This is a genomic window from Pedobacter frigidisoli, from assembly GCF_004331675.1.
Taxonomy (GTDB): Bacteria; Bacteroidota; Bacteroidia; order Sphingobacteriales; family Sphingobacteriaceae; genus Pedobacter; species Pedobacter frigidisoli.
Genome location: NZ_SJSN01000010.1, coordinates 58,276 through 79,392, shown reverse-complemented (window position 1 = coordinate 79,392; position 21,117 = coordinate 58,276). Strand labels below are relative to the sequence as shown.

The following is a 21,117-nucleotide window of genomic DNA, read 5'->3' as shown; positions in this document are numbered from 1 at the left end:
AGGTGATAAGGCGTTATTTGGCAACAGTTGAAATCCAACGGGCCAGAAACCTTTAATGAATCTGCAATCGTCAAAGGTACTAAGACCTATTTAATGGGCTGGCCGAATGAGTTCAGTGAAATTGGTCAACCAAGTGACAGCAGGCCCTCCGGCACCCCATCTGCAAATATATTGGACATCGCCTTGAAAATGATCAAAGTCCAACACTCCAAAAAATGGCCACCGACCCACCCTTCCAGGTCATCTTAGATCCACTAACATGAACAACTACACAAGAACTACAGATCGTGAGAAGATGGAAGAATATTCTCCAGCAGATAAAGGGTTTTATTAAGAGTGCACTCATTATAGGAGAATACCTTAACGCAATGGAATAATAAAGATAAAGCTTAAAAGGCGTAGTTGGGGAATGAATGGAGACTCCGTACATTTTTAGAGACAAAATGGTGTGGACAGATTGCACTTAGACAATCAACCCATTCCTAAAGGCAAAAGTGATTAGTGATGCGGTATTCCTTGTCCGTGTAATGATGATCAAATCAGCTCTTAACTTCTCAATAGTTCTTTTACTCAAAAAGAGTTTTTCACCAATCTCTGCATTTGTAGCACCTTCAGCAACCAAGATCAATACCTGTTCCAGCTTGTCAGATAATTTGTTTACGGCATCTGGGGGGATATTGTTTTCCATCTGTGGAAGATATGGATTATCACTGGGCAATTATTCTATATAAGAATATTGTTACATGTGGCGGATAAGCTCATTATGCCCTTTGCAACCTGACCTATTATGAAAATTGTTCAAGGGCTCAATACGACCGAATATATATGGGGTAAATTGATTTAGCTATTGGACAAAGCCTCGACTGGTACAATAAGAACTTTCACCAAACAAGCCATTCTTGAAATTGTTGCCGTATCCTCTACAGAATCTAGTAAAATGAGGATCGCTAATACTGGAAATATTTCTGAAGGAAGTGTTTTTGGACTGCGGCCCATGAGTTTCGCATCCAGAATAAAAAGACACTAACCCGTTCAGGGGTGATAGTAAATATACATCACCCGAGAGCTTGTCGGATTATTTTGGTTTAGCCTCTTATGGTTGCATCTGTAACTCCAAATGTTCTCCAAAATATTTGATCAGGATTCTGTGACTTAAGGAATTTGAGACTAATACCAAAAAAGTACGTCAGTTGTTCAATAATATATCATCAGGGATATTAGGACTGTTCTGACGATGCCAATAAACCTATCTGGATCAATCAAGACCTCATCCTACTCTCAAGTATTTAAATAGCGCAAGCAATTCAACGATCATAACTATAAATATTCTGTAAGGTGCATTTAGGCTACGAGAGCCTTGATATTCATTGCCGTAAGACCGTAGTTGGTCTTGACGATCTCAAAGAGTACCTCATCTGCAATTCCCAGGCGATTGTCTAGCATCTTCAGGCAGAATGGAATCTCCTCATCATTCTCATCTATTATGAATCCCCTTCCCTCGGAAAGGGTTATATTAATTATCTTACCTCTTCTCATTTTTTTTAGTTGAGATTGAATAACAGGTCTTTGTGGATATGGTTTTAATACATGCTAATTGTTACAATTATACCTGAAGTCCAAAACATTGAGCCTATCTTGTTGATAAATCGGGACAAAGTCTCTTTGCTCAACGACCAAAATAACTGAACAGCTCGCCCAACATACCATATCTCCCGCCCGCTGGTCTGTGGTCGATTCATATGCGCCTGTTTTGGATCTACCAATTACCGCGCTTCCCAGAGCAGCATTAAAAAAATTAGGGATCAATAGCATTTAGCTATCGGCGTTGGAGGGTCACTTTCCATATCACTAATGGCTCAAATCTAACTTTTTCCTTGCTATATCCTCCCAGGGATAGAAATGAAAGGTTATTGGGGAGCGAATAGATTCTCAATTAATGGGTATAACGTTCGGTGGTTACTACAATGTCGGCCTTTACCCTTAATGCTCAAGCCATAGGCGATGTCTAAGTTATTAGGCCTGTTTAAGTCCATAATTGTTTTGGATGTAATAATATTCCCCCATAGATCAAACGCATACAGACCTCCATTTGTACGCTCATCTGTACCTATACCCCATAGATTTGGCAGCTAATGTTAACGAATGAATCAAATTGATGATTGGTCAAGCTTGGAATTAGGATTTATTTTAATATCGGGACAGTTGGGTTTAGCTGCCGAACCCTCCTCAGCATTTAGAAGAATTAAATAAATGTATTCTAGTCCATCACAAATGTTGAGATTGATCTGGCAGGTAATATAATCGACCTTTGATCGTCTTTTATTACTTCGGATAACATATTGATGTTTAAATCAGCTGTAGTGAGGTATCTGCTCACCCAACTGTATTTTTTAGCATTCAATATGTTCATTTTCAACCGAATTTTTTCCCTGCCTGCGTTTGTGGCAACAACTACCAATTTCCCGTCTAAATTTTTGAATGCCGAGATCATCAGTTGATTATTTTTCAGTTTTCCATCTTGCTGCATTTCCACCCTAATCATCCCTGGCCGAATAAATCTGCTGTAATGGCCCAAGGCCCAAAGGTTTTTGGTGTCTTGAAAACTTCCATCCTTAAAATCTGGATTTCCTTGTAAGGCAATGAGGTAGTATCTCGTGTTTTTTTCTGCGCTGCCCGGTTCATAGGCATTCCAAAATTGCCAAGCCGTGGCATTGCCTACTGTGAGGTCGGCATGAATCACTTTTGAGAGAAATATAGCGCAGTCCATTGCAGTTCTGTCGCCCATGTTGCCCTCCTTAAATCCATCGGCCAACATGGAGTATTCCGATTGCCAATATTTTACCCCATATACTTTTGCTGTATCTGCCAAATGCTTTCTTATATCGAATAACACACTATCGTTAGATTCGGTGAAATAACCATGCCCCGCTACGATTTTGGGCACATTTTGAAGACTACCCAAATAAAGTGGGCTTTTAGGATTGAAGAACGTTTGGATCTGATTGGCCGCATGACCGCTGCCTCCATACAAATAGTTGAGCATTCCAGCCTCGGTTACCAATATTTTACTCGTCAGCCTTTCATTCCCTAACTCGGTATTTAGGGCTTTGGTGATTTTATAGATCTCCTCATTACTCCATGGGCTTCCCTCCTGATGGGCCTCCATGTATTTGTGCGACCAATCCCACTGTGGTTCATTAACAGGGCTAATGTAATCGAAATGAAGTTTTTGCTCATCAAAATGTTTGATTACTTTGGTCAGGAATTTTGCATAATCGCCATAGGCATCTTCCCTCAGATTGGATCTGTAGTCTTTTTCTGTTTTGTAGCCGAGCTTATTCTTTGTGAATTGTACCGGTGGAGAATTGGAGAAAGCGATGAGGGTTTCCACGCCATAATCCTTGGCTTTTTGCGAAAAGAAACGGTAGCCAGCCTGCTTGGTCAAATCGTAAGATCCATCGGCATTTAAAAAACCATCTGCCCTGCGTCGGAAATCTTTAATGCCACTGGCATCGCCCTGCTCTAAAGTGCCGGCGCCGATGTTAAATCTCCAAGCAGAAAGACCAATGCCTTTTGGCTGGCCTTTTGCATCTAGTTCCTGGCTAAATAGCATTTCGGCAATGCGCTCTCTTTTTGCTACCGGCCAATACTTCCCGATACCCTCAGAAAACCAGCAGCCCGATGAGCCAATATTTTCTATGGTTTGATAAGTTTTATTGAGATCGATACTGATGGCGACCAGGGAATCCTGCTGCTGGGCAGATGCCGTTATGGTAAGTCCGAACGACAGGAGTAAAAGTGCCACTATCTTATTCATATTGAAATGCATAAACGTTAAGTACAAATAAAGCCATTTGAGCTTGTCTTCTATTGATTTTAATTAACAAAATATGACCATATTTTCCCTCAATCATATTTCAGGATTTTAGGGCTTAATTTTACTAACGCAATATTAATTCTATAGGGATATTGGATTCTAAATTGAGATCACAAATTGCCTTTAATACCTTGGCAATGATATTGCCAAATTATAACTTTTCTGAAGAAACTGATCACCCATGATAAAGAAATTGATATTTTCATTATTAAATTTCGCTATTGAGCGCAGGTCACGATTCGGTAAAACCAAGGAGATATCTTGAGTAGGTTAACCACGTTGATCGGAAACCCAATGACCTGCTTAAGCAACGAAAGGCCTTGCGAAACAGGATGAAAGAGTTGCAAGATCCATTAAAATTTTTTCTGTTCATTGTAGCGATTTATATATTTAAGTCGTTTATATTAAAAAACCAGCATCATGAAAAGAACATCTCTCGTAATGCTTTTTATAAGCTTAATGATTTTCGCCTGCAAAAAAAACAAGGATACTGTTGAAGATGGTCCGGGAGAAATTTATGGGAGATGGAAGCTTACCGAAACGTTGGCAGATCCCGGAGATGGCAGTGGTAGGTACATGAAAGTGAAAGGAAATCCACAGTATCTTAACCTCGAGCGATCGGGCCAGATGAATGGGGATGCATTATCTGATCTACAGACTTTCAAGATTTTAGATAGTGTAACAATGGAAGTCTATTCAAAATCCTACATGAGGTCCATACCTTATCGTTACAAGGTTTCTGCAAGGTCCCTCACTCTAAATCCACCTTGCTTTGAGGGATGCGGTTATCGTTTCGTGAGAGAATAGTTTGATACGGATTTTTGCCCACAATAACTTCGGGCCCCAATCTACTAAAAAACTTAAAAGAAGATATCGATATAATCGGTGGTCTCTCCATCGCAATTGAGCAGGTGTTGCAAGCGCCAATATTTCCGCACTCCACTCGCCTTAAATAGGTAAAGCCCATTAAGTTCGCAGGGCTGTCCATCATTATTGGAATTGATCTTGGAGACTATATTTCCATTGAATTTCAGTGTGCGCCCTTTGTTAAGCAAGGTGCCATTTATCTTCACATACTCTTTTGAATCCCTATCTACTTGCTCACCCTGTATACTATACTCATCTTTACCAATTGACCTAATGTAAACCCTTCCAGGTTCGGCCTCATTAAAACTTATCCATTGAATGGTAAGGGAATGCCACCCTGTTCGTATTGGGGTTACCTGAGCCTGAGCTCGAATGGTAAACATTAAAAAAGCAGCAATTATTGGAATAATATATTTCATGAATTTTGGTTTTAGGTACTCTCCTACTAACAGTATGAATCAACTAATATCGTTTTTAAGGCTTTTCTGCGCAATACAAAAACCATGCCTTAGTGAACTGGATTTCTTATCAAACAATAGCCCTAGTCAAATTAGGATTTAGTTCTTAAATATAGCTTAAATGATGAAACAAATGGCCAGTATAAGCTGTTTCTAATAAAACTGAGCAACAAATGCCCCAAAAGAAAATCATGATCATAGAGGATGATCTGGTACTACTGGAAACCATTCAGGAAATACTTACACTGGATGCCTATGAATGCCTCGGCATATCCGATACAGAACACGTATTTTCTCATATGGAGCAATTTAAACCCGACCTCTTCTTGATCGATTACATGCTACCTGATTGGAATGGAGGAGAACTTAGCGGGGCAATACGCGGGATGGATCTATTTGAGCAAACTCCAATTATCATCATGTCTGCCTACGCCAGGGTACTTTTTCCCATGACAGAATATGGCTGTAATGCTGTATTGGAAAAGCCTTTCCATATTGATGAATTATCTAAATTGGTAAAATCCTACCTGCGTACCCCAATTATTGATAGTGGCCTTTTTCCAAAGATCAGGACCATTATGAAGAAACGATAATGCTATATCAAAACTAAAGCTTTTGCCCTCATAATAATTGGTTAATGTTTGAATATCGCTGGCATGTTCTTCAAAACTTCATTGATTTGCGCTAAATCATTATAATTGAATTACTAATTCATCACCTCAATCTTCACTGGACCTAAAAGACCTGACGGCTGCAATTTGCTATCCGGTTTGTAAGGATTAACGGTTAGCGAAGTTTTTCTTTGCGCTTCGGGAAGCTTGCTATCGCCTATCAATCGGTTTACCCAAGTATTAACGACAGAAATTTCCAGCTTATTTTCTCCTGCCTTTAGGACACTGGTGATGTCGATGCGAAATGGGGCGATCCAAGCACCACCAACAGCAATACCATTTAATTTCACCTTGGCAATTGCCGTAAGGTTTCCAAGATCGAGCATAATGGTTTCTCCCTGCTTTGCCTGATCGAAATTAAAGGATTTGGCGTAAATGGCATGACCAGAAAAATATTTGACGCTGTCGTTCTCACTTTTGCTCCAATCCTGTAAAGTTGTAAATGCTATTGGATTTTTTGGCCCACGCCCCTTTTGATCAAACTGTACCGACCATTCCCCTTCAATTGCCAAGGTACGCGATGGCTTTGGATAATTAAGTTGTTGCTGGCTGGGTAAGGATAGATCTTCATCAGTAAAAATGATAAAGGCACTTTCCAATGGTGCTAGTTCAAGTGGAATTTCGGTTGAGGGCTCTAGATTTTTAACATGAGGGAGTTTTCTTATGTGTCCGGTAACGGGATTCCAAAGCTGGGCGTGTTTACCAGCTACTCGAAACTTAGCGTTAAAACTTACAGGTGCATTATTTTGGTTAGAAAGAAAGAAAATCGAGCCTCCGTTTATTTCCCTATGGATAAACGGTATGTCTTTTTCGCTTGAACTGTAATCTGCAGGAATCTTCAGGTAGTCCATTGCCTGCTGGAGATCCATACCACTCATTACCATTCCCTTACCTAAGGGATTCACCTGAACTGTTTTTCCATCGATTGCTCCCCAAAGTTCGGCAGCTAGTTTTTGTACTTTTTGATCGGCTTTTAGGCCATTTTGCATACTTGGTGATTTTGATGGTTTTGGCCCCAAAACTACCGCTCCCGATATTACCAAATTTCGAATCTTTTCCAGTAGTTCTGGTCGCATGGTCTGTAGATTGGGCAAAACCAAAATACTGTATTGCATGCCATCTGGCAGCACCATCTTTCCGTTTTTAACCTTCATGCGGGTTTCAATTACCTCCGCATTGATGTAATCGAAATTGTAACCATCTGGCAGTTTTGGATCTTGAATCCCCGTCATCTTAGGCGCATCCTCCCCGATGAAGTAAGCTATGTCGGCCACGTATTTACCTTGTTGCAGCATCATGTTGCATCGCTTAAGGTACTGCAAGAAAATATCCATATCTGCAAACCAAGTGTTGTGGCGGTTAAATTCATTACCAAACCAAGCATTTACACCTGGTAATTTATCTTCATTTGGTTGGTGGATGTAAACATGGAGTAAGGAGCTATTAATGCCCTCAGTAAAAAAGCGATCGGCTCTTTGTTTCATACCCGCTGGTGTACGTGAAAAGGCAGGATCGGCACTGGTAAATGATTCGGCAGATACCTTGGTTTTTCCATAAATGTGTGCTGAGGATGAAGCCGCACGATTTTCGATATTCCCAAGATCGCCCAGGCTCCAGAACTCACCACCAACCTCATCTGCCTGACCGCCGTATTGTAAAAATTCGCCGGGAAAGCCCCAATGCCCATAACATTCCAGCCAGGTGCGAAGTCCGTTTTTATGACTGATTTTACCCAGTCCGCCAACGTAATCGTGAGCAACCTTATCGGCCACCAAACGCCTTAAATCCCAAAGAAAGCGATTAGAATAATCTTCGCTCTGCACTACTTTTCCATGAAGAACGGGCAAGAATGGCATTGGATCGTAATGGTAACGCTTACGAAACTGTTTAATAAAATCATCTGTCCAGTTTTGCCCACCAGTCTCATAACTATCCTGAACTACCATTTTCCAGGTTTTTCTGTCCTCTGCAGGAATGCGTCTAAGCACCTCGCCCATAAAGGCATCAAAATGGGCAGCTATGCTCTTTGCTCATCTTATCGGTCTCCAATCCCTTTCCTTCCGGAGCGGCAGGACTGTTGGTTACGTTTGTGGGCGTCATACCGGTACGCTCGATAATCCAGTTTCCGGCGGGAACTTTCCATTTAAGCGTTCCATCGGCAGACATCAGTTTCGAAATATCAATTACCTGATTGGGGTTGATCAATAATTTTTGATCAGTTGAGGCTGCCTGATCTTTCCAAAGATAAGCATCCCAATAAGGGAGTGGCGTTTGCCACATCTTCGCCAGTGATTTTTCGATATAATCTTCTACGATTGGTGTTTGCGAAAGTTTTAGTTCAGTTATTCCAAAGGATGAGGATATTTCGCTAAACACAATTCTGAACTTTTTACCCCTGCTTTCCGGAAAGGAAATAGCCGCTGGTCCGTAGGGAGAGAAACCCACATTGAGGTTGCTATTGGAACGGTTAACCTTAATATTTTTTACTTCCTCGTAGCTGCCATTTGTTTCTGCAAGGATTTTCACCCTAAAGGAAGTGGCATTATCGGCAAAATAAATGGTTAAGCTTCTCGCTGTAAAATTTTGATCTACATTAATATCGAGCGTAAAAGGTTGCTCTCTTTCTAATCTAATAGCGGATGTAAATGAATTATCCATTAAAGGCCTTAAATCCTTTGTTGATGGCGTGGAACTTAAATTGGGTTTTAGCAAAATGATATTGTCATTATCGCCAGCGGGATAGGCAATCACTTTTACATCTTCAAAAACTGGATTGGGCAATGGGAGCTTCTGACTGAAATTTGTTGGGCCAGTTGCGCTTACCTGAGCAGAAGTGAGGTATCGCATGGCCTGTGTGGACTTTACCCATGGGCCACCAGATTGGCTCCAGCCCGGGCTGTTAAAGAGTCCGATTTCGATATTTAATCGGGTGGCGGTTTTTAACGCCGTATGCATAATGTCCCACCATTCTTCAGAAAACATCTTCAACTTTCCGAAAGGCATATCCTCCAAACCGATATTCCCAATGAAAGCCCTATTGATGCCGACTTTTTTCATCGCCTCCAGATCGTTAATTACACCTTGTTTAGAGATATTATCTGATAACCAATACCAATAAACACTGGTTTGAATGGTATCGGGTGCATTTATAAAGGCGGTTTTAATTTTCTCTAACTGCTTGATTGAACGATCTTGCTGCGCTAATAATGTACCAGTGCTGAATAGGATAAATAAAGCAAAGGCGCAGAGAAATATTCTTAAATCTAATTTAGTCATTCGTAGCGTGGATTAGGGTTCCATCAAAATTTAAATCTACAATTTACACAGATAAATTTATCCTGCGTAGCAGAAATGATATTTTTTATCCGCAAAATCATAACTTATCCATCTGCCTACAATGAGCGATCTTTATTTAGGAATTGATACTTTCAAAATTAATTGCGTGAACACGCCTAAATTGTTCTTAAGAACTTCAGCGGCCAAGGATATTGGTATATGAAATGTTAAAAAAGCTTGGTAATGAGTGCAATTGAATTATATGTTGTAAATTGAATTAACCAAAATATAGAAATTATGAAACTGTTCAAGAAAATTCAAGACTGGGGAGATCACCATCACCCAAAATGGCTCGATTATTTCAGAATCCTGCTTGGAATTGTACTGGTATGGAAAGGCATCGACTTTTACATGCATATGGAAGTTTTCAATCAGCTGATGCGGGGCACGATGCTAGGTACAGCTTTTAGCATTAGCTTGGCGGCACATTTGATTATTATTGCACACATTATTGGCGGCGTAGCAATTGCCCTTGGCACACATACCCGATTGTTTTGTATAGTAAACCTGCCGATCCTAATCGGTGCGGTTTTCTTCATCAATATATCAGCAGGAATATTTAAGCCTTATTCCGAATTTTGGTTTTCATCATTGGTATTAATCGGATTAATCTGCTTTATTGTGGAGGGAGACGGCGTTATTTCAGTAGAAAGGGAGAAAGCTATATCCTAAAAACAATTGAAAAAGACGAAAAAAGATCAAATTTAAGCTGTTTTTTATTTGATAAATAATTGATTATCAAATATTAAATACTTAAATAAAATAATAAAGTAGAAATGATTTGCAGATTTGCTGCAAGTTCGTACTTTTGCGGCGGAGAGTTGGCAGAGTGGTCGATTGCGGCAGTCTTGAAAACTGTTGACTTGTTAAAGGGTCCGCGGGTTCGAATCCCCCACTCTCCGCCGAGGTATCAAAAACCTACTAAAAGCTTGGAATTGCAAAATTTCAGGCTTTTTTGCTTTTTAAAACTCTTCCTTCATCCTATGATTAATCAATAAGCTGGATCGGCCATTGTCAAAATATGCCCGATAAGGTATCAGTTTATTGATTATATCCTTTTTTTACTAACCTACCTGCAACAGCAGTCTTTAAATATAACATTAGTTAGCACATTACTTTCGGTCTCAACTAAGCTGAAAATATATTGACACGCCCCTATTTTTGAATGGCAGATGTTTAAGCGACCATATCTAATGAGCGCTTGTCTAGGATAAATGCCTGTTGGTCGAGAATATATCCCTCATGGTATAAAGTACTGGAAAACGCTGCAACGTTTCTATTGGTTTAGCGTCTTATCATCAGAAAACAAAATAAAAAACCAACTAAAAACCTAAAATAATAACGTTATGAAAACTTATATCAAAACCATCATCGCAGCATCAGTTTCAGCAATCATGCTTTCAACTAGCGCATTTGCTACCACTATCCCAGTAAATACCATAACAGTTTCACCTGTAAAGAAAGCTAAGCTAGCCAATTTCAGAAAAATCTCAGTAAAGGGAAATGTAGAGGTTACCTTGGTGCAAGGCACTAAGATGAGCATTAGCTATAGTGACGACAATTTAGGCTCGGCCAAAGTAATAAGGAATGGAGACCTTTTACAGATTAGCGCCAGCAGTAATGAGCCTACCAAACTGATTCTATGTGTGAATGACTTATTTAGGATTGAAGCATCGGAAAATGCATCAATTAAGACCCAAGGAAAACTAAATACTCAATTTTTGCAGATATTTTTAAAGGAAAATGCCGTAGCGGATATCAATACCACTAGTCAAGGACTTTATACCGTAATTTCGGACAATGCCAACTTGAAACTTAGCGGCGCTACAGATGACCATACCTTAATAATTAGCGAAACGCCAAAGCTTACCATGGACAGGTTCGCAGCATTAAATACAACTACCAGTTCGTTTCAAGCTAACGCAGTGGAAAAAGAAATCGCAAAAGCGAAGTAAAAATAAGCACACCATCATATATCAAGGCTATCTGAATAAAACAGATGGCCTTTATTTGTTTAGGGCTCACTAGTGGCGGATGCTAGTTCCATCCAGAACCAAACAATTGTGTTTAGCTGTAGCATGGGGAAAATAAGGCTATACAATAACCTAAATCTCTTTAGATCATAAAAGACTATTTCAATCGCCGATACTCTCCTTTTAGATTGATCTTAAACAAAGACTATTCTTTTTTCTTCTTGAACCACTCCCAAGTGGCAATTCGCCTAACATTTTCAACAACGTCTCCATTACTTAATATATAATTGAACAATTGAAAGTTAAATTTTGTTGATTAAAATCAATTCAGGAATAAATGGTGTGAAAATTTAAATTAAATAAGTTAATTTGTATTAGATTTTAATAAAACCTTAAGAATATACCATTTCTACCTGAAAAATCTGTCTCATTTTTTATTAATGGCTGAATATTAGTAATAATCCTGTAATTAGCGTTAATATTTAAAGAAAATTTACCATTACAAAAATGACTCTGGTAAAATTTAAGCTTGCGTCCTTTTAAACAGGCCAAGCATAGCTTTTATGAATGAACTTTTTTAACGACTAGCAAAATGTTTTTCTGTAAACATTCATTAAAAACGACTGTAAAACAGCATAGAAAAGATGTACACCATTATAAAGTAGATGAGCAGCAAATAATTGTCTTTTAAGGATTAGCCTGGGCAAGCAAAAAGGTTTAATTTTAAAGTTTTAATAATATCCCCTATTATGATTTCATCCCCTGAATCTACCATTGAAAAAACCTGTCCGATTTGCCCAAAATGCAAGAATCAAGAAACTAGCCGGGTAAGAAGGGGCTTTCTCTTTAAAACCATCTTGCCTTTTATATCCATAAAGCGATTTAAGTGCTACCGATGCTTTAATAAATTCTATATTATGTAGGCAAAATAAGCCAAGCACAACATTAATTGATTATTAAAAGCCGAGCAGAACAATAAATGCTTGGCTTTTATCGTTTATGAATCTGTTAAAAATGGATTCGACACCTCATTCATCTTATCTAAGAAATTGATTTAATCGGCGCGATTAAAATTTCATCTTTATTATTACCATAAAGTATAGAGGTAAGCGAATTAAATGATCAAACAACAAATATCATTTTGAGCCACAAACGGTGAGACATTTTACATACCCAATGCTTTTTGCATGCGTGGTGATAGGTTTTTGATGTTAGCTGGTCCTCGGAAAAGAGAGAAGTTTTGGTTATAATCCCAGATGATACCCGGGATGCCTACCCTTAAAAGTTCAGTTCTTACCGTGGAGATGTAATTGGCGATATGATCATCGGAAATATGCTTACGGTAAGCACCATATTCACCACAAAGTACAGGGACCTTATATTTTACCGACCATTGTTTAGCAATCTGGATCTTGTCCCTAATAGAGCCTACCTTACCTTCATTGCTATAATTATTGTAGTTTGGTTCTCCACCAGTACCAATAGCATTCCTGCTCATTTTTGGCATTAGATTTGGTAAATAGGGAAATGGAATCCCAATAGTGGCAACCTGCTTATCTACCCATTCGGCACCCTGATGTGTAAAGATAAATGGTTCATAAAAGTGAAATGTGTAAAGTATATTTTTATGGTTTATGGGCTTGATTCTGCTAAGCTCATATAAACTATTGTAATTTGATGCACCAATAATGATGGTTCTATCAGGAGAAAATTTTCGGATTACAGACACAACCTGGGCCGCGGTGGCTAACCAGAGTGTGTCTTTAATCGTGGGCTCGTTCAACAACTCAAAATAAAGATTTTCAGTAGATATTTGTCGGTATCGTTTTTCCAAATCGGCCCAAAGCCTCACCAACCTGTCGCTATCTTGTTGAAAATTCTTTTGGGTTAGCTTACCATAGTGATTCACCAAAATGAGCTTTAATTTGTAAGCTTTGCATTTTTTTATCATGTAATCGATGCGACTAACCAACAGATTTTTCTGTGTTGGGGAGGCATTTAGGTAGAAATGTTCAAAATCGACCGGCAATCTGATGGTGTTAAAACCCATTTTTGCAATGAGGACAAAGTCTCCATCTTTTATCTTTAAATCTGATAAAACATGAGAATCCCAGTAATGCTCCAACCAAGAGACGTTAATCCCTTTTGCTATCGCCTGACTTCGTCCGATTGCTGTAACATCTTGGGAAAAAGTGCGAAAATTAGTTACAAAAAGCAACATAACGCATATAAATTTCATTTTCATAGCTCAACTCTTAATACATTTAGGGCGTTGTCACCTATTTTATTATGAAGTTTGAACCCAAAGATAGTATATTCCAGTACATCCATATAGATACTGCTGTATTTAGTAAAGAGTTGAGCAAAAAATCTCTTTACTACGCTAACATCATCATCTGGATGGTCATTTTCTTTTATCCCCTTTTGGGAATACTTGATTATGTGTATGCCTATGAGCTTTACCAAACCTTGATCTTGATCAAGGTGATATCGGTACTCGCAATTTATGCTGTTTACGATATCTGCTCGAGAACGAAAAGCTCACCGCTGATTGCCTTGCATATGACATTTGCAACGATCGCCGTAAATGCAGCTATATTGTGCAACATTGTTCCCTTTGAAGTGGCACCCATTTTCTTCCTGCTTTATGCCAGTCTTTTCATGCTATTTAACCTAACGGTGTTTTGGCCTGCCTCTTATTCATTTGTGCATTTCTTTTTAACCCTGTTGATGATTGTTGTTTCCTTTCATCTTTTTAATACCGGAAGCATACAGATTTTTATTACCCAAGGAGCCGGACTTTTTATTATGACGGGTTTTTTCTCTTGTTTTATTCCAGTAGTGAGATACAGCATCATTAAGAGAAATGCATTAAACGACATTGTTGTTAAGAATACTTCGGCTCAGCTACAATTGCTTCATAAAGAATTGCATGTAAAAAATCTCTTAGTAGAATCATCAAACGCCCAATTAACCGAAGTGGTGATGCAACAGGAAGCCTTTTTATCTCTAGTAAAGCGTGATATTGAAGTTATTGTGGAGGCTTGCAATTTTGATACCGTAGATGCAGGCTACCACGAGAAACAAGAGACCGCCAATATGATGGGGGATAATATTTCTCGACTAGAACAATTGATAGCACTTTTCCCCAATGAGCAAAATATTCAAAAGCAAGGGGCAACTACAGCAGCTGAGCCAATAAGCATTGAACAAACATTTAACAAAGTTGCCAAATCGATGGAGGAGCAGTTCTCTCGTTCTGGTATCAATTTTATTTCCTTACCGAACGATCGCAGCCATATCTTTCAAATTGATCAGCTTGATTACGAACAGCTTCTTTATAATTTATTTGCGAACTGCATAAGGTTTTCATCAAAAGGCACCCATCTTACGGCTTCGGTTGCCAACGAGGAAGATGGAACAAGCCTTTTGTTAACCTGTTCAAAATCGGCTACAGAACGCAAAATAAATAAGGCTGAACGCCAAGCTAGTGATACAAGGGCAGGCAGCCCGGCACCAGGCTTATATATTGGCCGCTTATTGGCAAAAAAAATAAATACTCGGTTATCCTTTCATGAGGGCGACGAGTCCGTCACTTATAAGTTAACATTTGATCAACCCACCTCTCTTTAAAATTTTACGCTCGCATATGAAAAAACTCTACTTTATACTTTCTCTTCTACTACTACACTGCGGCCTATTCGCTCAAAAATCATTTAAGGAATATGGTTACGCCACCCAAACCTTAAGGGGAAGTGATGGATCTTACACTTATTATTTTAGAGTGCTTCCGAACCAGCAGATAGATGGAAGTACCCTATCGCTATCGGTTTCAGTACCGAGAACGCTGAACATGGCTAAATCATTTGTTCATGTTTTTGTTAACGACGAGCCCAGCTACAGTAGCCGCTTTAAGCCAGATACTATCAACAAGCTCATCATTCCACTTACTTACAATAAGAACGCTAAAGCGCCCTTTTTAAAACTGACGGTAAAGAGTCAGCTTTTTATTGGGAATACACCTTATCAGGAAGAAAACAACCCATCACTGTGGCTAAATATTCTTCCACAATCGAATATTACCTGGGCTGCAGATCAAAGTTATGGCTTGGCATCGGTTAATTTATCCAACACTACATTTTCAAAAACAGCAATTGTATATCCCAACAATATTTCTTCGGGAGAGCTACAGGCCGTTGCCCTAACCTACGCCAAACTACGCAGATCGGGACAGCGCAACATAAAACTTTATGCACAGGATGCTGTACCCAGCGGATTATCAGATTTTATTTATATTGGGCTGTTACATAAGCTAAAACCTGCATATCGCACCATGATAAGCGCCAAGATCAAATCTGGCGATGGCTTATTGTACATCCATAAAGGGTTGATTGGACAAAGTGAGCAAAACGTAGAGCAGATATTGTTCATGACCGCGATTGATGCATTGGGTTTATCGAAAGCATTAGATGCTGTTTTAACACCTGGAATATTAAGCGCCAATTTCCAGAATCAGCTAATCATCAAAACATCAGGCTATAAACCCTTTGAAAAAGACGATAAGTTATTTTTATCAGATCTGGATGATAATGCCAACCAAGAACCAGGGGGCGGAAGTAACTCACACGATTTTAATTTTAAAACATCGGCCTTTGCACATATTCCGGCAGATCTTAATATGGAGCTACATGTTAAGTATACAGGAATTGGCAAAAACGACCGTGGCTATTTTAACGTTTATTTAAATAACACGCTCATAACCTCACGCCAATTAAATGAATCTGGATCGCTAAGGGTTGCCGCTTCTGTTAACCGCTACCAGATTAAAAAGTTTAACACCCTAAGAACTGAGTTTGTGTACAATACAGCTAATGGTTTGCGCACTGGCACTGTAAGCAATTTTGTTGGGCAGGTGGATGTTAAATCCTCCTTTTTAGATGTGGGCTCGAACCTAAACGAGAAGCAGATCAGTTTTTACAGTTATCCTGATGTATTCCAACAAAATGCTGCCATTCTAGTTTCGAAAGATGCGCTTTCCTCGTCTATTTCGGCGATTGCAGATTTAGCTTATCAGCTGAATGATCACTATAGCAATGAGGTTACCTACCGGCCAATAATCGATTTCAGTAATAATGCCAATAAATACACGGGCAAGAATGTTATACTGCTGACCACTCGAAAAGATTCTCTTTTAACAGAGCTAACGCATATTCCCCTTCAATACAGTAAAGGCTTTACCATTTATGGCGATAACAACAATGAGATTATGTATCAATTGTCGTCCCCAGATCAATCTACTATAGCCCAAATATTCGAAGATGGCCGTTTTCCAGCGGTATTATCAATTACCATTCCCAACGATGGCTTTTCGAAAGCGGCATTACAGCAAACCGTAACCGATATGAGCGAGCAGCTTAACCAGTTCTCTGGAAATATTCTCATTAGCAATAAAAAGAATCACCAAATTTTCAATCTCGCTCAGAACAGCAATAACATCAAATATAGTGGCGATGAAAATGGTCCATGGATTAGCTTTTGGACGAGATACAAGTTGTTGTTTTTGGCTGGTGTACTTTTCATGGTTTTTTTAGGCTACATCTACGTGCGTACTAAAGTTAAACACTCTCAAACCATTGTTAACACTTAAAATTATGTTTATCAGATCGATCAGTCTTTCTTTAACGGCCATTTTCTTAATGTGCATTTTCCAGGAGGCGCATTCAAGTGGCTTTCCAACGGGCAAAAGAAAGACATTGCTTTCGCCATACTTAAGTTATTTCGTTGCCAAATCTTACAGAGATTTAAGCGGGAACAAATTTAACTATGGAAATGGTGGCAAATACAGTTCCTTTACCGCACAGTTATATCTGGAACACGGCATAACCGATAGGCTTGACTTTGTGTTGAAGATGCCCTTGAGCACAGCACAGTTTAAAGATGATTTTCAAGGGAACAAGAATACCTCGTTAACGGATTTAGAGCTTGGTTTTAAATATAATTTCTTAAAATTTAATAAAGATCGGTATTTCCTTACGGCTCAGGGGTTGGCTAGTATTCCACTTTATGGACTTAAGAAAAATCCTGTACCTGGGTATGGACAATTCGGAACTGAGTTTAAACTTATGTTTAGCGGCCTGGTTACCGAAAAAGCTTATTTTAATCTTGAAGGTGGCTACAGGCACTTTTTTGGTGGGAAAGGCGATATCGGGCAGCTAACATATTTGGCCACTTCTGGAATAAAAATAGGGAAAAATAATCAGATCATGGGCGAATTGAGTGGCGTAAGTGCTTATCGATCTAGTCTTTTCGATCCTGAAAATTTAGCTTCCAATACACAGTTTACCTTTTTAAAGGCAACACTCGGTATTGGACAACGGATAGTTGGTGACAACTGGATTTATGCAGGTCCATTTCATGATATCCTTAACCGGAATTCGGGAATTGGCCAAGGGGTAATGGTAATGGGAATTTTTCGCTTTTAATATGACAGATACCTACTTAGAAAGCTTAGAAGATCTACTGATCTCAGCCGGACTGCTTACTGCCGAACAATTGGCGCATATCAATAATTTTTCGCGTTCAAACCAACTCTCGTTCATTAAGATCGCTCTCAATTTTGGCTACATCAGCAGAAAACAATTTAAGAAGTGTTTGGAAGAACAGGGCTATGTTTTTATCGATGTCCGAGCTGAGCAGATCGATGCAGCTGTAATGTCGCAAAATGACTTGATGAAAGTTGATGGAAACTTAATTCTTCCACTTAGAAAGGAACATGGCAAGTTAGTTGTTGCGGTTGCTTCCCCTTATATTACTGATGATCTTATTGAGATTCAGGAGAAATTCGGGATGGAATTGGTGGTTCTGGTGGCATCAGATTTGGATATATTGTGGCTGGCCCACAAATTACTTGGCGAAAAATATGTTAAATCAGCAGTTTTCGAACTGCTTAACCGAGATCCTGATAGTTCTGCCTTGGTTACCTTTACCCAAAAGCAGCTGGTTATAATCTTTTCGCTAATTGGTGTGGTGGTGGTTGCATTGTTCTTAAATTTCATTAACACCTCCATTATCATCAATATCCTGATGAGTACATTCTTTTTAATCGCCATTGTGTTTAAGCTTTACCTAGCCCTATCGGGATCGAAGCTAGAACTTTATCAAGCGGTGAGCAAGAAAGAGCTAAAAGGGATTGATAACGATGATTTACCAGTTTTCACCATTCAATTGCCAGTTTACAAGGAAGACAAATTGATTCGTAAGCTGATCTGGAACCTGCAATCGTTGGATTATCCAAGGGAAAAGCTGGATATTAAACTGCTTATTGAAGAAGACGACGACAAAACCCTCAACGCCGTAAAAGACCTTGATTTTCCGGCCATTTTCGAGGTGATTGTAGTTCCTTTCCACATGCCAAAAACAAAACCCAAGGCCTGCAATTATGGGTTGCACTTTTCTCGTGGAGAATACCTTACCATTTATGATGCTGAGGATGTGCCTGATACGGATCAGTTGAAAAAAGTAGTTGCCCTTTTCCGTAAGCTACCCCAAAACTATATCTGCATTCAGTGTGCACTAAACTATTTCAACAGGAACGAGAACTTCTTAACCAGAATGTTCACCCTAGAATATTCATATTGGTTCGATTACATGCTTCCAGGACTTGGAACATTGGATATTCCAATCCCATTAGGCGGTACCAGCAATCATTTTAAAATGAAGAACCTCATCGAATTGGGCGGCTGGGATCCATTTAATGTTACTGAGGATGCCGATTTGGGCATTCGGGCATTTGCTAAGGGCTATAAGGTTGCTCTGGTTAATTCCACCACTTATGAAGAGGCAAATAACGAGACTTTTAACTGGATTAGACAAAGATCGAGGTGGATTAAGGGCTACATGCAAACCTATTTGGTGCACATGCGCAACCCCGCAAAGTTGATCCAAAAAATTGGATGGAAAGGATTTCTAGGGTTCAATTTCTTTATTGGGGCAACTCCCATCACCTTTTTGGTTTATCCAATCTTACTCCTTTTATTTATCAGCTACCTCGTATTTGATATCCAGAACATTAAGACCATATTTCCAGATTGGGTACTTTACATTTCTACCTTTAATTTCATAATCGGCAATATATTGATGATATACGTGAATATGATTGCCGTTTTTAAACGCAGGTATTACGAGCTGATCTTGTACGCCATCACTAATCCCGTTTACTGGCTAATGCACTCCATTTCTGCCTACAAGGGGCTTTGGCAGCTAATTACCAAGCCATTTTATTGGGAAAAGACAAATCACGGATTGAGCAAGGTTACCACCACTCAAAATCAAAAAGCAGAATAATGAAAAGTTTGATACCATTTAAGAATAGATTATACCCCATATCGGCAGTACTTTTCTTGTATTACCTTGCGTTAGCCTATGCACTATTCTCTAAGGGCGTATACAGTAGCGAGGGACTTTTCTTTGCCGAAAAAGCAATTCTATTCAGTAATGGAGGTGTAGATCGACTAACCATTGTGGGGCTAACCTTCCCTCAGCTTTCCTTTTTCTCTACTTGGTTATTCTCCATTTTCCACAGTACGTTTGCGCCATTTATTGCCTCTGCCGTAGGAACAACGGTACTATTTTATATCATTGCCAATTCCATTGAAACCCATCAGTACAAAAATTGGCTTTTTGCGGGGATATTGGTAACTTTTCTTTTTCACCCTACCTTTTTGTTCATAGCTGTATCTGGCAAGAGCGATTATATGATGCTCCTCTTTTTTTACCTCTTTATTTCTGCCCTTTACAAATACTTCAAGTATAATACTTCTTATCATATTTCTGTCGCCAGTATCTACTTTACGATGCTGGTATTCTGCAATTTCAAATTTATATGGTTGGCCTTGTTTCTTCTACCCGTAATCTTTGTTGCCGCACTACAATCGATGCAGATTGCCAAAAGCGATCCATGGGAAAGAATTGCATTCGCCTTTAACAGTCTTTCCATTAGAAGAAAGTTGGGAAATAAAACCTTTGCAGTTTATTTAATCGTATTTGCGTTACCACTTACCGCAATTTTTGCCTTTAGGCTTTTGAATGAAACCTATACCGGTGATTCTAATTATTTTTTAGATAGCCCTTATGCCAATTACCTGGCGGTGATAAACCAGAGCGAGAATTTTACAGGTTTTGCGAAAGATCAGGTGAGTTCGTTTATTACTGAGACCAGCTTTTTAACCACAATTAAGATCTTGATTTATGCACCGATGATACTTTTGTGCTTTTCGGTTTTTAAAAGTAATTTACGAAATACTTTCGTGGTATTTGCCCTGTTCCTATTTATGGAGTTCTTAAAAATCAAGTATCCTGATGTTTTTCTTCAAGTTGGTTTTTATGCTGCATTTATCTGTATGTGCTGGGGAATTATCTTAAACGCCCAGAATTTTAAGAACCTGAAATATATGGGCCAGCTGTATTTATTCATCATTATTTTACAATTGGCTACAGGTTATTTTATGATGAACAGCTCATCTGTTCCAGAGGAAAGAAAATACGTAACCGAGTTTAAGCATTTGATCTTCGACCAAAAATTAATTACTCCTGATGAGGATGGTACAATGGCAAAGTACATTAATAACATTCCGTCTACGAAAACAATTTTAGCCGATGATGCTACAGCCTACCGAATTATTGCAATCTCAAGTTCATGCAAGCGTTTTCTTATCCCTGCACAAAAAACATTTTTGGCTGCACTTGCCTCTCCAAGAGATAATGTAAACTATATCCTAATGCCAAGCGTAAATAATCCTTACCAAAATTTCAGTCTGTTAAATACCGAAGCGTTCGATAGGTTTCAAAAGGATGGTTTAACACTTACAAAAGTTCAACAGAGCAAAAATTGGATATTATACAGTGTGCTTTAGCCGTGGTTATAAGTGGTTGGAGAT

At 39.0% G+C, this 21,117-nt stretch carries 15 protein-coding genes, 1 tRNA gene and 1 pseudogene; 10 read left to right on the top strand and 7 right to left on the bottom strand.

All coding sequences use genetic code 11. The features are described 5' to 3' along the window. Nucleotides 1-463: 463 nt before the first annotated feature. The 3 genes from EZ449_RS13695 to EZ449_RS13685 all read right to left on the bottom strand — a co-directional run bounded on the left by EZ449_RS13695 (nucleotide 464) and on the right by EZ449_RS13685 (nucleotide 3,817). Nucleotides 464-688: a response regulator transcription factor gene (locus tag EZ449_RS13695; RefSeq protein ID WP_131559718.1), complete on the bottom strand. Its 225-nt coding sequence runs from the start codon at nucleotides 686-688 to the stop codon at nucleotides 464-466. 653 nt (nucleotides 689-1,341) lie between these two features. Next, on the bottom strand, nucleotides 1,342-1,536 hold the full coding sequence (locus EZ449_RS13690) for a cold-shock protein (protein WP_131559716.1): 195 nt from the start codon (nucleotides 1,534-1,536) through the stop codon (nucleotides 1,342-1,344). A gap of 721 nt (nucleotides 1,537-2,257) precedes the next feature. Continuing rightward, nucleotides 2,258-3,817, bottom strand: a complete 1,560-nt coding sequence (locus EZ449_RS13685; RefSeq protein WP_131559714.1) for a glycoside hydrolase — start codon at nucleotides 3,815-3,817, stop codon at nucleotides 2,258-2,260. Nucleotides 3,818-4,297: 480 nt separating this feature from the next. Between EZ449_RS13685 and EZ449_RS13680 the strand changes: the two genes are divergently transcribed. Continuing rightward, nucleotides 4,298-4,684 carry a hypothetical protein gene (locus EZ449_RS13680; protein ID WP_131559712.1) on the top strand — a complete coding sequence of 129 codons (387 nt, stop codon included), beginning with the start codon at nucleotides 4,298-4,300 and terminating at the stop codon, nucleotides 4,682-4,684. Between the two features lie 53 nt (nucleotides 4,685-4,737). On the opposite strand, the gene EZ449_RS13675 is transcribed toward EZ449_RS13680, so the two are convergent. After that, the gene (locus EZ449_RS13675) at nucleotides 4,738-5,163 is read right to left on the bottom strand and encodes a hypothetical protein (RefSeq protein WP_131559710.1); all 426 of its coding nucleotides are present in this window, start codon (nucleotides 5,161-5,163) and stop codon (nucleotides 4,738-4,740) included. 212 nt (nucleotides 5,164-5,375) lie between these two features. Between EZ449_RS13675 and EZ449_RS13670 the strand changes: the two genes are divergently transcribed. Continuing rightward, nucleotides 5,376-5,795, top strand: coding sequence for a response regulator (locus EZ449_RS13670; RefSeq protein WP_131559708.1), 420 nt, complete (start codon nucleotides 5,376-5,378; stop codon nucleotides 5,793-5,795). A gap of 113 nt (nucleotides 5,796-5,908) precedes the next feature. Here the strand turns inward: EZ449_RS13670 and EZ449_RS23095 are convergent, their stop codons facing one another. Both EZ449_RS23095 and EZ449_RS13665 read right to left on the bottom strand, forming a co-directional pair. Further along, nucleotides 5,909-6,385: a glycosylhydrolase-like jelly roll fold domain-containing protein gene (locus EZ449_RS23095; RefSeq protein WP_225872328.1), complete on the bottom strand. Its 477-nt coding sequence runs from the start codon at nucleotides 6,383-6,385 to the stop codon at nucleotides 5,909-5,911. A gap of 201 nt (nucleotides 6,386-6,586) precedes the next feature. Beyond that, nucleotides 6,587-9,149: pseudogene (locus tag EZ449_RS13665) on the bottom strand (glycosyl hydrolase); the annotation flags it as partial. 297 nt (nucleotides 9,150-9,446) lie between these two features. Between EZ449_RS13665 and EZ449_RS13660 the strand changes: the two are divergent. The 3 genes from EZ449_RS13660 (at nucleotide 9,447) to EZ449_RS13650 (ending at nucleotide 11,164) form a co-directional block, all read left to right on the top strand. Beyond that, nucleotides 9,447-9,881: a DoxX family membrane protein gene (locus EZ449_RS13660; RefSeq protein WP_131559706.1), complete on the top strand. Its 435-nt coding sequence runs from the start codon at nucleotides 9,447-9,449 to the stop codon at nucleotides 9,879-9,881. Between the two features lie 143 nt (nucleotides 9,882-10,024). Beyond that, nucleotides 10,025-10,111: transfer RNA gene (locus EZ449_RS13655), tRNA-Ser, on the top strand. Between the two features lie 444 nt (nucleotides 10,112-10,555). Then, nucleotides 10,556-11,164 (top strand): GIN domain-containing protein, encoded by a 609-nt coding sequence (locus EZ449_RS13650; protein ID WP_131559704.1) that lies wholly within the window; start codon nucleotides 10,556-10,558, stop codon nucleotides 11,162-11,164. A 1,183-nt stretch (nucleotides 11,165-12,347) separates the two neighbouring features. Here the strand turns inward: EZ449_RS13650 and EZ449_RS13645 are convergent. Beyond that, on the bottom strand, nucleotides 12,348-13,421 hold the full coding sequence (locus EZ449_RS13645) for a glycoside hydrolase family 5 protein (protein ID WP_165499760.1): 1,074 nt from the start codon (nucleotides 13,419-13,421) through the stop codon (nucleotides 12,348-12,350). A 50-nt stretch (nucleotides 13,422-13,471) separates the two neighbouring features. On the opposite strand from EZ449_RS13645, the gene EZ449_RS13640 reads away from it, so the two are divergent. From EZ449_RS13640 to EZ449_RS13620, 5 genes are read left to right on the top strand one after another with little or no spacing between them, the layout of a single operon-like run. Next, nucleotides 13,472-14,815 (top strand): ATP-binding protein, encoded by a 1,344-nt coding sequence (locus tag EZ449_RS13640; RefSeq protein ID WP_131559700.1) that lies wholly within the window; start codon nucleotides 13,472-13,474, stop codon nucleotides 14,813-14,815. 16 nt (nucleotides 14,816-14,831) lie between these two features. Beyond that, entirely contained in the window at nucleotides 14,832-16,829 is a 1,998-nt protein-coding gene (locus EZ449_RS13635) for a cellulose biosynthesis cyclic di-GMP-binding regulatory protein BcsB (RefSeq protein ID WP_131559698.1), read from the top strand. A 4-nt stretch (nucleotides 16,830-16,833) separates the two neighbouring features. Then, entirely contained in the window at nucleotides 16,834-17,664 is an 831-nt protein-coding gene (locus tag EZ449_RS13630) for a hypothetical protein (protein ID WP_131559696.1), read from the top strand. Nucleotide 17,665: 1 nt separating this feature from the next. Then, a complete protein-coding gene (locus EZ449_RS13625) occupies nucleotides 17,666-19,525 on the top strand; it encodes a glycosyltransferase family 2 protein (protein ID WP_131559694.1) in 1,860 nt (619 codons plus the stop codon). Beyond that, complete coding sequence (locus EZ449_RS13620; RefSeq protein WP_131559692.1) at nucleotides 19,525-21,093, top strand: hypothetical protein; 1,569 nt, start codon at nucleotides 19,525-19,527, stop codon at nucleotides 21,091-21,093. The genes EZ449_RS13625 and EZ449_RS13620 overlap by 1 nt, the downstream gene beginning before the upstream one ends. Nucleotides 21,094-21,117 lie beyond the last annotated feature (24 nt).